Annotated in this window: 10 protein-coding genes; 7 read left to right on the forward strand and 3 right to left on the reverse strand. The window is 62.6% G+C overall.

Annotated features, from left to right (window positions below; genetic code table 11):
- Window positions 1-151: 151 nt before the first annotated feature.
- From Q9Q94_RS02180 to Q9Q94_RS02190, 3 genes are all read right to left on the reverse strand, one after another.
- Window positions 152-1000 carry a hypothetical protein gene (locus Q9Q94_RS02180; RefSeq protein WP_305978376.1) on the reverse strand — a complete coding sequence of 283 codons (849 nt, stop codon included), beginning with the start codon at window positions 998-1000 and terminating at the stop codon, window positions 152-154.
- A gap of 392 nt (window positions 1001-1392) precedes the next feature.
- Window positions 1393-2403: an adenosine deaminase gene (locus Q9Q94_RS02185; protein ID WP_305978377.1), complete on the reverse strand. Its 1011-nt coding sequence runs from the start codon at window positions 2401-2403 to the stop codon at window positions 1393-1395.
- A 68-nt stretch (window positions 2404-2471) separates the two neighbouring features.
- The gene (locus Q9Q94_RS02190; RefSeq protein WP_305978378.1) at window positions 2472-3557 is read right to left on the reverse strand and encodes a BMP family ABC transporter substrate-binding protein; all 1086 of its coding nucleotides are present in this window, start codon (window positions 3555-3557) and stop codon (window positions 2472-2474) included.
- Window positions 3558-3709: 152 nt separating this feature from the next.
- On the opposite strand from Q9Q94_RS02190, the gene Q9Q94_RS02195 reads away from it, so the two are divergent.
- The 7 genes from Q9Q94_RS02195 (at window position 3710) to Q9Q94_RS02225 (ending at window position 12626) form a co-directional block, all read left to right on the forward strand.
- A complete protein-coding gene (locus Q9Q94_RS02195) occupies window positions 3710-4189 on the forward strand; it encodes a nucleoside deaminase (protein WP_305978379.1) in 480 nt (159 codons plus the stop codon).
- A gap of 75 nt (window positions 4190-4264) precedes the next feature.
- Window positions 4265-5722, forward strand: a complete 1458-nt coding sequence (gene xdhA, locus Q9Q94_RS02200; RefSeq protein ID WP_305978380.1) for a xanthine dehydrogenase small subunit — start codon at window positions 4265-4267, stop codon at window positions 5720-5722.
- The gene (gene xdhB / locus Q9Q94_RS02205) at window positions 5719-7998 is read left to right on the forward strand and encodes a xanthine dehydrogenase molybdopterin binding subunit (RefSeq protein WP_305978381.1); all 2280 of its coding nucleotides are present in this window, start codon (window positions 5719-5721) and stop codon (window positions 7996-7998) included. The genes xdhA and xdhB overlap by 4 nt, the downstream gene beginning before the upstream one ends.
- A complete protein-coding gene (xdhC, locus tag Q9Q94_RS02210) occupies window positions 7995-9056 on the forward strand; it encodes a xanthine dehydrogenase accessory protein XdhC (protein WP_305978382.1) in 1062 nt (353 codons plus the stop codon). The genes xdhB and xdhC overlap by 4 nt, the downstream gene beginning before the upstream one ends.
- Complete coding sequence (locus Q9Q94_RS02215) at window positions 9050-10606, forward strand: ABC transporter ATP-binding protein (protein WP_305978383.1); 1557 nt, start codon at window positions 9050-9052, stop codon at window positions 10604-10606. Before xdhC ends, Q9Q94_RS02215 begins: the two co-directional genes overlap by 7 nt.
- Before the next feature lie 20 nt (window positions 10607-10626).
- Complete coding sequence (locus Q9Q94_RS02220) at window positions 10627-11709, forward strand: ABC transporter permease (protein ID WP_305978384.1); 1083 nt, start codon at window positions 10627-10629, stop codon at window positions 11707-11709.
- On the forward strand, window positions 11706-12626 hold the full coding sequence (locus Q9Q94_RS02225) for an ABC transporter permease (RefSeq protein WP_305978385.1): 921 nt from the start codon (window positions 11706-11708) through the stop codon (window positions 12624-12626). Before Q9Q94_RS02220 ends, Q9Q94_RS02225 begins: the two co-directional genes overlap by 4 nt.
- Window positions 12627-12957 lie beyond the last annotated feature (331 nt).

Genomic DNA, 12957 nt, shown 5'->3' on the forward strand with positions numbered 1-12957 from the left:
TCACGCGCGGCACTGCCAATCGGAGAAAGAACACTTCCGACCCTGAGCGATCAGTTAGCAACGTGCAAAGCGATCATTCAACGTTTGAATTCACCGGACTGCACGGCTTTTCGCGCAGGTCCGGCGGAATGATGGGTTAGCCGGATGGATATCACAGTGCATCACCGTGAGGAAACGGCGGCTCGGTATCCCCAATATAAAAAGTACGGAGTTCCACCGGCACTTGTTCCTGCTGTATCGGATAGAGAGCACCACTCGCCACAATACGCTCCAGATATTCGACGGTGTTCGCAGTCTTTTGGCGCACAGACGGAACCGAACTCTGAGGCAAGAGAGACCGAGAACCGTATTTCGCAACAAGGTTCCAGCGCCAATTGATAACAACAAGTGACTGCTTCTTGTAGCGAGTAAAGGGAAACAACTTCAGTATCCTTCCGAGGAAGCTCTGCTCCGTGCGCTTAAGCAACACCATTTGCCGAACAAGGAAGGAGGGCTGCCCATTCTTCGGCGACGCGACCTCATCTACGATTTCGGCATATCTGGCACAGGCAGAAGGGGCAAGCGCGACGCCAACCCAATCCTGAATTTGTTCTAGCTCATACGCTTCTGCCAAAGCCTTCCCTAGAAATATATTGGCTGTTTCGTTTACGTGCATTTCGCCGAATGCGATAGCACCGCGAGGATGCATACCTGTTGCGAGAAGCGCTTGAACTACCCTCCATGAATAGACGACAAGCTTCAAGAAGCTTTCGTCACTTTCATCGAGGGCAAAGAGCATGATTGAGTCGGAGAAGACATGCTGAATGCACCATCGATCTTCTGGCTTGGCAGTTGGGAATAGCGATGGCATGCCAGAAGATGAAACCAGAGGGCGATTGAGCCCTCGAATCATCGCGATCGCTGACTCGTAATTTGCGGCCAAAGTATCCAGCGGAAGCGTGGATAGCTTTTCGCGAAAACCAAGAACGTCAATGAAGGTAACGGCCCGCTGTGATGCCATGGAGTGAATCCGGCTAACTGGTAGTAGACGGACCCACGGGTCCGTCTACTGTTAATAGTGCGGACAGACAAAATCCGCGTTAAATGTTTGATTCATAAAGAGCAAGCCTTCAGCCCGTCCGTATGCGCATATCAATAGTACGGACAGATGAGCCAAGGCCATCAGTGCCTCAACGTCCGCTTTCGGTGCTAGATGTCGAAGGTCCGCAATTGGCCGATTGTACGCATTCAGCATCCCCGGCGCAGCCCGGGAGAGATCAGGACAGGAAGAAGCCCGCCAGACCGGGTCTGACGGGCTTCTTCAGAGAGCGTGCCCGAAGAGCCGCATCCCGCCTGCTTGCGCAAGCACCCTTTCCGCACAGGCAAGCGGGATGTGGCTCTTCAGGCAGCTGCTCAGGCGGAGGCGAAGTGCGCGTCGACCTGCGCGATCCACGCCGCGCGTTGCGCGGCGCTGACGAAGCTGGCGCGGAAGCTGTTGGCGATCAACGTCTGCCAGGTCGGCGCATCAAACCCGAACGCGGCATGCACGGCGCGGATGTTGGCGCCGAGATAACCGCCGAAGTAGGCCGGGTCGTCACTGTTCAGCGTGACCACCAGCCCTTGCGCGAGCAGCGCGGGCAGGCTGTGCTGGCGCATGTCAGCGAAAACCCGCAAGCGCACATTGGACAGCGGGCAGACCGTGAGCGGCATGCCTTCGCGCGCGAGCCGCTGCATCAGGGCGGGATCTTCGCTGGCGCGTACGCCGTGGTCGATGCGCCCGACCTTGAGCAGGTCGAGGGCTTCGTAGATGTAGGCGGGCGGGCCTTCTTCGCCGGCATGGGCAACCACCGGTTTGCCGAGCTCCCGGCAGCGAGCGAAAACGCGTTCGAACTTTGAGGGGGGATGGCCGCGCTCGGAGGAATCCAGGCCGAAGCCATCGATCTGATCGATGAAGGGCATGGCCTGCTCCAGCGTGGCAAACGCATCCTCTTCGGACAGATGGCGCAGGAAGCTCATGATGAGCTGCGTGCTCATGCCCCACTCGCTGCGCGCTGCTTCGGCCCCGGCACGCAGGCCGCGCAACACGGTCTCGAACGGAATGCCACGCGCGGTGTGGGTCTGCGGATCGAAGAAGACCTCGGCATGGATGATCTGGTCTTCACGCGCGCGACGCAGGTAGGCGAGCATCAGGTCGTGAAAGTCTGCTTCGGTGCGCAGCACATCGGCGCAGGCGTAGTAGAGATCGAGAAAGCTTTGCAGATCCGCAAAGTCATAGGCGGCACGCAAGGCCTCCACGCTGGCATAGGGAAAATCGATGCCGTTCCGGGCCGCCAGCGCAAACGCCAGTTCGGGCTCCAGCGAGCCTTCGATATGCAGGTGCAATTCTGCCTTGGGGCAACTCAAGGCCAGTTCAAGTGGGCTCATGTTCATTCCTCAAAAAAGCATCGGGGCGCAAGGCGCCCCGATGTTGCAATACGGATGACGCGACGGACTTATTTCGGCACGCTGCCTTCCACGCCTTCTACGTACACGCTCATCTTGCGCAGATCGACATCCGCCAGGGTCTTGCCAGCCGCCACCAGTTCCTTGCCGGCATTATCCTTGAGCGGGCCGGTAAAGGGGTGCAGTTTGCCTGCCTTGATCGCATCACGGCGTTCTTCGGCAAGCTTCTTCACATCCGCCGGGGTGGCCGTGCCGAAGCTTTCGATGTTCACCGCACCGTCCTTCACACCGGCCCAGATGTCGGTGGTCTTCCATTCACCCTTCTGCACTTTTTCGATCTGTTCGTTATAGATCACGCCCCAGTTCAGCACCGAAGCGGCGAGTTGGGCCTTGCCGCCGAACTTGCTCATGTCCGAATCCCAGCCGAAAGCGTAGACACCTTTTTCCTGCGCGGTCTGCACCACGGCCGGCGAGTCGGTGTTCTGCATCAGCACGTCCGCGCCCTGTGAAATCAGGGTCAGCGCAGCTTCACGCTCCTTGCCCGGGTCGAACCAGCTGTTCACCCAGATCACCTTGGTGGTGGCCTTGGGATTGATGCTGCGTGCGCCAATGGTGAAGGCATTGATGTTGCGGATCACTTCCGGGATGGCGATCGAGCCGACCACGCCGAGCTGGCCGCTCTTGCTCATCTTGCCGGCCACCACGCCGAGCATGTAGGCACCTTCATAGGTGCGCACATCGTAGATGCCCAGATTCTTGCCGGTCTTGTAACCGGTGGCGTGCATGAACACGGTCTTCGGGAACTGCTTGGCCACCTTGTCCATCGCATTCATGTATCCGAAGGAAGTGGCAAAGATCACCTTGTGGCCCTTGCTGGCGAGGTCGCGGATGACGCGTTCGGCGTCGGCGGTTTCCGGCACGTTTTCAACGAAGGTGGTCTTGACCTTGTCGCCCTGCTTGGCCTCGACGGCCTTGCGGCCGACATCGTGGGCATAGGTCCAGCCGTGATCACCGGTCGGGCCGATGTAGATGAACCCGGCCTTGAGCGGATCTGCGGCCTGCACAGACGCAATGGCAAACACACCGGCACACACTGCAAGCATGCGCGAAAGCTTTGAAAAACATCCATATGGCATTCTGATCTCCTGGTTTGGGGGCTGACAAAATGGAGCCGACCGGGACACTGTAGTCATCCGCCGGGCACGCGCCTATGGCTGCTTGCTTATGTGAGTTATCAGGGCACGCCGCACCGATAAGGAGCACGATCCAGCTTCGACAAGGAGAGATGATGAGCGATCAGGATTTGCATTGGCTGCGCCGCAGCTTTGAGCTCGCGCTGGCGAGCAGGAATGCCGGCAAACACCCGTTTGCCGCGCTGGTCGTCGCCCCGGATGGCCGCGTGGTGGCCGAATGCGGCAATGACTCACGCCCGCCGGGCAACCCGACCCGGCATGCAGAACGCGTGGCCGCCGCTCGCGCAGCCACCCTGCTGAGCCCGGCCGAGCTGCATAGCTGCACCCTGTATTCAAACGCCGAGCCCTGTGCAATGTGCGCCGGTGCCATCTATTGGTGCGGCATCGGGCGGGTCGTGTATGGGCTGGCAGAGTCCAGCCTGCTCGCGCTGACCGGTAATGATCCGGAAAACCCCACGCTATCCCTGCCATGCCGCAGCGTCTTCGCCAGCGGTCAGCGTCGCATAGAGGTCATCGGCCCCTTGCTGGAAGAAGAAGCGGCTATTGCACAAAAAGGGTTCTGGATTCCGGGATAAACACTATTCCAGATTCGCAGGGGCGCTGGGCATGGCAAATGCTAGAAGTCAGGGACAACAATGGAATCCAAAAACATGTCCCAACGCCCCATCCAGTTCTGGTTCCGCGGCCGCCTCACCGAGGTCCGCGACGTATCACCGCAGCGCACCGTGCTTCAATGGCTGCGCGAAGACATTCACGCCACCGGCAGCAAGGAAGGCTGCGGCGAAGGCGATTGCGGTGCCTGCACCGTGGTCATCGGCAGCCGTGACGACAGCGCCCGCGGCGGTGTCCGTCTCGAAGCCGTCAACAGCTGCATCCAACTGCTGCCGACGCTGGACGGCAAAGCCTTGTTCACGGTCGAAGACCTCGCCCGGGCGGATCAGCTGCACCCGCTGCAGCAGGCCATGGTGGAAACCCATGCGTCGCAATGTGGTTTCTGCACGCCTGGCTTCGTGATGTCCCTGTGGGCGGATTACGAGTCGCGCGACGCCGCCCCGACGCGCGACGAGATTGCAGGCTGCCTGTCGGGCAATCTGTGTCGCTGCACCGGCTATCGCCCCATCATTGATGCCGCCCAGCAAGCCTGGCAGCAGCCGGCATGCAAGATGGATCGCCAGCCCCTGCGCGCCACGCTCGACACCTTGGCAGCCATGCCGGCGCTGGATTATCAGAGCCACGGCCAGCGCTTCATCGCACCGCGCAGCATCGCCGAGCTGGCCCGGCACTGCGAGGCCATGCCGCAAGCGCGCCTGCTGGCGGGCTCCACCGACATCGGCCTGTGGGTCACCAAGCAGCTGCGCCAGCTCGGCGACATCATTTATCTGGGCGCGCTGGAAGAGCTGAAGGCCATCGTGCGCCAGGACGACTGCACCGAGATCGGTGCGGGCGCCTCACTGAGCTCGGCCTTCAGTGCCCTGACGCAGGATGAGCCGCACTGGCAGGAACTGGCGCAGCGCTTCGCGTCTTTGCCCGTCCGCAATGCCGGCACCCTGGGGGGCAACGTGGCGAACGGCTCGCCCATCGGCGACTCGATGCCCGGGCTGATCGCGCTGGGGACCCAGATCGTCCTGCAGAAGGGCGAACAGCTGCGCAGCATGGCACTGGAAGACTTTTACCTCGCTTACCAGAAAACCGCGCTGGCCCCCGGCGAGTTCGTACGTGCGCTGCGCATTCCGCGCGCCGTGCCCGGTCGCCTGTTCCGCAGCTGGAAGGTGAGCAAGCGTCAGGATCAGGATATTTCCGCCGTGTGTGCCGGTTTCGCCCTGACGCTGGGCGATGCCGGCCGCATCACCAGCGCCCGTCTCGCCTTTGGCGGAATGGCCGCCACGCCGCGCCGCGCATCGGCTGCCGAGGCTGCTCTGCTCGGCCAGCCCTTCGAACTGCGCAGTGTCGAAGCGGCGATGGCCGCCCTCGACACCGATTTCCAGCCACTGGACGACATGCGTGCCTCGGCCGCTTATCGCCTGATGGTGGCGCGCAACCTGCTACGCCGCCTGTGGCTGGAGCACAGCAACAATGCACCACTGCGTATTGCCGAGGTGTCAGCATGAGCGTCGGCCAATCCATCCAGCACGACAGCGCGAAGTTGCACGTCAGCGGTCGCGCGACGTATATCGACGACCTGCCGGCGCCCGCGGACTGCCTGCATGCGGCCTTCGGCCTGGCAAGCTGTGCCCATGGCCGCATCCTCAGCATGGATCTGGCGCCGGTACTGGAATCACCGGGGGTCATCACGGCGCTCACCGCCCGGGACATCCCGGCTCACAACGACTGCGGCCCCATCGTTCACGACGACCCGATCCTCGCAGACGGACTGGTGCAGTTCATGGGCCAGCCGATTTTTCTCGTCGTTGCCCGCAGCCATGAAGAGGCGCGTCAGGCAGCACGCTGCGCGCGAGTCGAATACGAAGCTCTGCCCGCCATCCTCGACATTCCGGCGGCAATCGCAGCCGAATCCTGGCTGATGCCACCAGTACAGGTCGCCAAAGGCGATGCCGCCGCGGCGCTGGCTGCGGCACCACACCGCCTGCAGGGGCACGCCACCCTGGGCGGACAGGAACACTTCTACCTCGAAAACCAGATCGCACTCGCCTTGCCACGCGAACAATCCAGCCTGCATGTGCACTGCTCGACCCAGCACCCCACCGAGATGCAGCACGGCATCGCCCACATGCTGGGCTGGGCCGCGCACCAGATCAGCGTGGAATGCCGGCGCATGGGTGGCGCCTTCGGCGGCAAGGAATCCCAGTCTGCCCAGGTCGCCTGCGCCGCCGCCCTGGCCGCCTGGAAGACCGGGCGGGCCGTGAAGCTACGCCTCGATCGCAACGATGACATGTGCATCACCGGAAAACGCCACGATTTTGCCTACGAGTGGGAGGTCGGCTTTGACGATCGCGGCCAGCTGCAGGGGCTGGCGATCACACTCGCCTCACGCTGCGGTTTTTCCACTGACCTCTCCGGCCCGGTGAACGACCGCGCGATCTTTCATCTCGACAACTGCTACTACCTCGACGCCCTTGCGGTACGCAGCCTGCGCTGCCGTACCCACACCGTCTCGAACACGGCCTTCCGTGGTTTCGGTGGCCCGCAAGGCATCTTCGCCATCGAGTACCTCCTCGACGATATTGCGCGCCATCTCGGTCTGGATCCGCTGGATGTCCGGCGCGCAAATTTCTACGGCCTGCCGGGCAATGAATCCTGCACCATGACGCACTACGGCATGTCGGTGCAGGACAACGTCGCCCCGGCGCTGGTCGATGAACTCGCTGCCGACTGCGACTACGCAGCGCGGCGCGAAGCCATTGCCTGCTTCAACGCGACAAGCCCGATCCTCAAGCACGGCATCGCCCTGACCCCCGTAAAGTTCGGCATCTCCTTCACCGCCACGCATTACAACCAGGCCGGCGCCCAGGTGTGCGTGTACGCCGATGGCTCGGTGCTCATCACCCATGGCGGCACCGAGATGGGACAGGGTCTGCACACCAAGGTCGCGCAGATCGTGGCACAGGAGCTGGGGCTGCCCATGGAGCGGGTGCGCCTCTCCGCCACCGACACCAGCCGCGTGCCCAACACCTCGGCCACCGCAGCCTCCAGTGGCACCGACCTCAATGGTCAGGCAGCCCTCGACGCCGCACGCAAGATCCGCAAGCGCCTGGCCAGTTTTTTCTGCCTGCGGCATGGTCTGAAGCCGGGCAAGGTTGAATTCACACTGGACGGCGTACGCGCAGGCGAGGTACGCGAGGACTTCGCCAGTCTGGTCGCCGCGGCCTACCGCGCGCGCATTCAGCTGTGGGACTCCGGCTTTTACGCCACACCCAAAATCCACTACGACGCGGGCAGTCTGCAAGGCCGGCCCTTCTTCTACTTCGCTTATGGCGCCTGCTGTGCCGAGGTGGTGATTGACACCCTCACCGGCGAATCGCGTGTGCTGCGCGCCGACATCCTCCATGACGCCGGCCGCTCGATCAACCCGGCGCTGGATATCGGTCAGATCGAGGGCGGCTTCATGCAGGGCATGGGCTGGCTGACCAGCGAAGAACTGGTCTTCCGCAAGGATGGCTGGCTCGCCACGCATGCCCCGTCCACCTACAAGATCCCTGCCGTGTCCGACTGCCCGCCGGTTCTCAATGTAAAGCTCTATGACAATGCCAACACGGAGAACAGCATTCACAAATCCAAGGCGGTCGGTGAGCCGCCCTTGATGCACGGTTTCGCGGTTTTCTTTGCCTTGCGGGATGCGGCCTGTGCGGCAGCCGGGCGTGCCGTGGCACTGCAGGCCCCGGCCACCCCCGAGGCCATCCTGCGGGCCATCGGAGAGTTGCCATGAATGCCTGGCAAGCCCTGCCGGACTGGCTGGCACACGAAGGCACGCTGATGCTGGTCAGCGTCGCCGGGGTACGCGGTTCGACCCCGCGCGAAGCAGGCGCCAGCATGCTGGTCAGCACACAGCACTGCTGCGACACCATCGGAGGTGGCCGCCTCGAATGGGAAGCTATCGCCCATGCGCGCGAGTTGCTGCTGCAAAAACCCGCATCCCCAAGCCTGCTGCGCCTGCCGCTGGCCGCCAGTCTGGGGCAATGCTGCGGCGGCATAGTCTGGCTGCTGTTCGAACGCATCGAGCACAGCGAAGCGGACGCCTGGCAAACACGCGTAGCAGCGCTTGAGAATGGCTGCAATCTGTCGCGCCAATGCGTCGAAGGCTCGGCTTCGGAATGGCACATCGAATTCGCAAGCGGGACGGATGCGGCAACGGCGGCAGCACTTGATCTGGGCGCTGACGCGACCGCTGGCAACTTCCGCGTGAGCGCTACTGCGCCGTGGCGCTTCCATCAGAAAATTTCCTTGCCACAGTTCCCGGTCACGATCTTTGGCGCGGGTCACGTTGGTGAAGCCATCGTGCGCGCCCTGCTGCCGCTGTCGGCGCAGATCCGCTGGGTGGATACACGCGAAGACGTATTCCCTGCAGAGCTCGCTTCCACAGTGCAGTGCATCCAGACCGACGACCCGGTGCAGGAGGTTTGTACTGCCAGGCCCGGCAGCATGCTGCTAGTGCTGACCCACAGCCATGCGATAGATCTGGAGTTGTGCGCGGAAGGGCTGCAACGCAAGGATCTCGCCTTCTTCGGCCTGATCGGCTCGCAAGCCAAGCGCACGCGCTTTGAGCAACGCCTGCTCATGCGCGGACTTGGCGCTGAGCAGCTCGCTGGCATGACTTGTCCGATCGGCATAGCAGGAATCCGCAGCAAGCAACCCGCAGTGATCGCCGCCGCAGTGGTCGCACAACTCCTGCTGGTGCGCGAAGACGTCGCACGCCCCCGTAACACAGTCATCTCCCCCCGCTCCGACGCACACCTCAACACCAAAATCGGGCTTCCCCTATGCTGATCCCGCCGCCCCCAAATCACCCGCGCCCGCTCCCCGCCGGTGAGCCACGCCTGCAGCTGCTCAATATTTCCAAACGCTATCCGGGCGTGCTGGCCAATGATCAGGTGAGCCTGAATGTGATGCCGGGTGAGATCCACGCCGTGCTTGGGGAGAATGGTGCCGGCAAGAGCACCCTGATGAAGATCATCTATGGTGCTGTCCAGGCGGATAGCGGGCAGATCCAGTGGAACGGCCGTGAGGTCAGCATCGCCAATCCCGCAGTGGCCCGCGAACTGGGCATCGGCATGGTGTTCCAGCACTTCCAGCTTTTCGAAACGCTCAATGTCACGGAGAACATCGCGCTCGCCCTGCCTCCCGACACAGACCTGAAAACGCTGGCCGTGCGCGTACGCGAGGTCTCCGAAAAATACGGTCTGCCACTGGACCCGGAACGTCTGGTACATGCCTTGTCGGTGGGCGAGCGCCAGCGCGTGGAAATCGTGCGTTGCCTGCTGCAGAACCCGCAATTGCTGATCCTCGATGAGCCCACCTCGGTACTCACCCCGCAGGCGGTACGCAAGCTTTTTGAGACCCTGCGCAAGCTGGCCAGCGAAGGCGTTTCAATTCTCTACATCAGCCACAAACTGCATGAAATCCAGGCGTTGTGCGACCGCGCCACGGTAATGCGCGGCGGCTGCGTAACCGGCGGCGCCAATCCGCGTCAGGAGTCTACGGCCAGTCTGGCGCGCATGATGATTGGCCGCGATCTGCCGGTCTGCCACGCCCCCGTTTATGCCGGTGAGGTCAAAGCGGCGCTGGAAATAGACAGCATCAGCCGCCCCAAGGACGACCCTTTCGGCGTCACTCTGGAAGACATCTCGCTCACCGTGAACAGCGGCGAAGTCGTTGGCATCGCCGGCATTTCCGGCAACGGCCAGGCCGAGTTGCTGGCCGCCCTGTCGGGTGAGAGCACCGGTCGGTCCGATTCGGTCCGAATCGCCGGCCTCCCAGTCGGACATCTGCATGCCGGGCAGCGGCGCGATCGCGGCTTGAGCTTCGTGCCCGAAGAGCGTCTGGGTCGCGGCGCAGTGCCATCCATGTCTCTGACCCAGAACGCCATGCTCACCGCACACCGCCAGCCCGGACTGAGCCGCTTCGGCCTGCTGGACTTCAAGGCCGCGCGCGACTTTGCCCTGCGTTGCATCGAACGCTTCGACGTACGCTGTAACGGGCCGCAAGCGGCGGCGCGCAGCCTCTCCGGCGGCAATCTGCAGAAGTTCATCGTCGGACGCGAAATCATGCAGGCGCCGAAAGTGATGATCGTCGCGCAACCGACCTGGGGCGTGGATGTGGGCGCTGCGGCCACCCTGCGCCAGACCCTGCTCGATCTGTCCCGCGAGGGCGTCGGCGTGCTGGTCGTCTCGGAGGAGCTCGAAGAACTTTTCGAAATCTGCGACCGCATCGCCGTGCTGGCCGGAGGACGCCTGTCTGCCGCCATGCCCAGGAACGAAACCAATGCCGAACAGATTGGCTTGCTGATGGCCGGCCAGGCCGCGGCAGCATCCGTCTGATCAGGGAAAAGAGAAAACCCATGTCCTTGCTCACGCCCCGCACCAATCCATCCAAACTCATGCAATGGGCCGCGCCACCGCTTGCCATCCTCGCGACCTTGCTGACCGCAACCGTCCTGTTCTATGCGCTGAACAAACCTCCGCTGCAGGCCTTTTACGTCTTCTTCATCGAACCGCTGGAAACCGAAAATGGCTGGAGCGAGCTGGCGCTCAAGGCCTCGCCGCTGATCCTCATCGCCCAAGGTCTGGCCCTGGGTTTTCGCGCAAGGATCTACAACATCGGCGCAGAAGGACAGCTGCTCATGGGCGCGATCTGCGCCTCAGGCGTCGCCATCTACACCGATGGCATGGATGGCGACTGGATTCTGCCGCTGATGGTGCTCGCCGGTGCCATTGGGGGCGGCCTCTGGGGCGCACTGCCGGCCTGGCTCAAGACGCGCTTCAACGCAGAGGAAACCCTGACCACCCTGATGCTTACCTATGTTGCAGTCCAGTTGCTGGCCTGGCTGGTCAGCGGTCCCTGGCGTGACCCCGGCGGCAGCAACTTTCCGCAATCCATCATGTTCAGTGAACCCGCCTTGTTCAATGCCTTGTTCGAAGGCCTGCGCATCAACAGCTCGGTCATCATCACGCTGCTGGCTGTCCCCTTGCTGTGGTTATTCGTGAAACGCAGTTTTCTCGCCTATCAACTGGCTGTCGGGGGGCAAGCCCCCAGCGCCGCACGTTATGCCGGCTTCTCGGCCCAGCGCACGGTGTGGATCAGCCTGGTCGTATCGGGCGTCACGGCGGGCATCGCCGGTGCCGCCGAAGCTGCGGGGCCGGTCGGGCAACTGACCCTGTCACTGTCGCCGGGTTACGGTTTTGCCGCCATCATCGTGGCCTGGGTGGGTCGTCTGCATCCGATCGGGATTGTCTTTTCCGGCTTGTTGATGGCGCTGATCTACATTGGGGGTGAAGCTGCACAAGTCTCGATGCAATTGCCCTCAGCCGTCAGCTGGCTGTTTCAGGGCATGCTGCTGTTCTTCCTGCTCGGGGCCGATGCATTTGTCGATTATCGCCTGAAACGTCGCAAGCCATTTGTCATCAAGGAGGCACAGGCATGATTGAACACCTCATCCCGGTGCTGATCGGCACCCTGGCAGCCGCAACACCATTGATATTCGCCGGACTGGGCGAGCTGGTAACCGAAAAGAGCGGGGTCATCAATCTAGGCGTCGAAGGCATGATGTTGATTGGTGCGGTCGCCGGTTTCGGCGCAGCCTTGCACTGGGGCCTCTTCGCAGGATTTGTTGCGGGTGCGCTGGCCGGTGCCTTGGCAGCCCTGCCCTTCGCCCTGCTGACCCTGAGTCTGGGCGCGAACCAGGCGGCATCAGGTCTGGCGCTGACCATCTTCGGCAGCGGCTTGTCGGCCTTCGTCGGCCAATATCTGGTCAGCGAAAGCCTGCCCGGTCTGCAGCCCTGGCCGATCCCGGGCCTCTCTGCGATTCCGGTGCTGGGCCCCATTTTCTTCAACCAGACGGTCGTGGTTTACCTCTCCTATGCCGCCGCGATTTTCGTCACCTGGGTGCTGGCGAAAACACGCTGGGGGCTGGTGCTGCGCGCAGTGGGCGAAAGCCCGGAAGCCGCACACACCATCGGCTATCCGGTCACATCCATCCGCTACGCTGCTGTGTGCTTCGGTGGTGCCATGGCTGGAATTGCCGGCGCCTATCTGTCCACGGTCTACACGCCACTCTGGGTGCAGAACATGACCGCCGGGCGCGGCTGGATCGCCGTGGCGCTGGTGGTTTTTGCCACCTGGAAACCGCTGCGTCTCCTGCTCGGCGCCTATCTTTTCGGCGGCATGACCATCCTGCAATTGCACGCCCAGGGGCTGGGCGTCGACCTCCCCTCTCAATTGCTGTCAGCGATCCCCTACGTCGCAACCATCGTGGTGCTGGTGTTGATCTCGCGTGACCGGGCGCTCCTGCAACTCAACCTGCCCGCCTCGCTGGGCAAGCCCTTCATTCCGGGGGGCTAGGGCGTGTTCACAGTAGGCAAGGGGATTGCGTTGAGGCATGGAGCTTGCGGGACAAGGCACGCGCCGCAGTACGGGGTGCTTCCCCCGTACAAGAAGCGTAACGCCGTAGCGCGGGCTCCATGCCTCAACCCGGAGGGCGCGCACGAAATGACGCCCTGGCCGCGTTACAGCTCCTCGTCAGGGGGCCACCCTGTCTTCGTCACTGTGCCTTGCCACGCCGCCATTTCGTGCGCGCGCAACCCCTCGCCTACTGTGAACACGCCCTAGACTCCGTTACCAATCACTCGCCGGATGGACGGATGATTGACAACCGCCCCCGGTGCGCACGGCG

Origin of the sequence: Uliginosibacterium sp. 31-16, from assembly GCF_030730865.1 — a bacterium.
In the GTDB taxonomy this organism is placed as follows: Bacteria; Pseudomonadota; Gammaproteobacteria; order Burkholderiales; family Rhodocyclaceae; genus Uliginosibacterium.

Bases quoted from the DNA above. Each gene is read 5' to 3' on its own strand.
- Q9Q94_RS02225 (WP_305978385.1), top strand. From the start codon at position 11,706: ATGATTGAACACCTCATCCCGGTGCTGATCGGCACCCTGGCAGCCGCA.
- xdhC (WP_305978382.1), top strand. From the start codon at position 7,995: ATGAATGCCTGGCAAGCCCTGCCGGACTGGCTGGCACACGAAGGCACG.
- Q9Q94_RS02220 (WP_305978384.1), top strand. From the start codon at position 10,627: ATGTCCTTGCTCACGCCCCGCACCAATCCATCCAAACTCATGCAATGG.
- xdhB (WP_305978381.1), top strand. From the start codon at position 5,719: ATGAGCGTCGGCCAATCCATCCAGCACGACAGCGCGAAGTTGCACGTC.
- xdhA (WP_305978380.1), top strand. From the start codon at position 4,265: ATGTCCCAACGCCCCATCCAGTTCTGGTTCCGCGGCCGCCTCACCGAG.
- Q9Q94_RS02215 (WP_305978383.1), top strand. From the start codon at position 9,050: ATGCTGATCCCGCCGCCCCCAAATCACCCGCGCCCGCTCCCCGCCGGT.
- Q9Q94_RS02195 (WP_305978379.1), top strand. From the start codon at position 3,710: ATGAGCGATCAGGATTTGCATTGGCTGCGCCGCAGCTTTGAGCTCGCG.
- Q9Q94_RS02185 (WP_305978377.1), bottom strand. From the start codon at position 2,403: ATGAGCCCACTTGAACTGGCCTTGAGTTGCCCCAAGGCAGAATTGCAC.
- Q9Q94_RS02190 (WP_305978378.1), bottom strand. From the start codon at position 3,557: ATGCCATATGGATGTTTTTCAAAGCTTTCGCGCATGCTTGCAGTGTGT.
- Q9Q94_RS02180 (WP_305978376.1), bottom strand. From the start codon at position 1,000: ATGGCATCACAGCGGGCCGTTACCTTCATTGACGTTCTTGGTTTTCGC.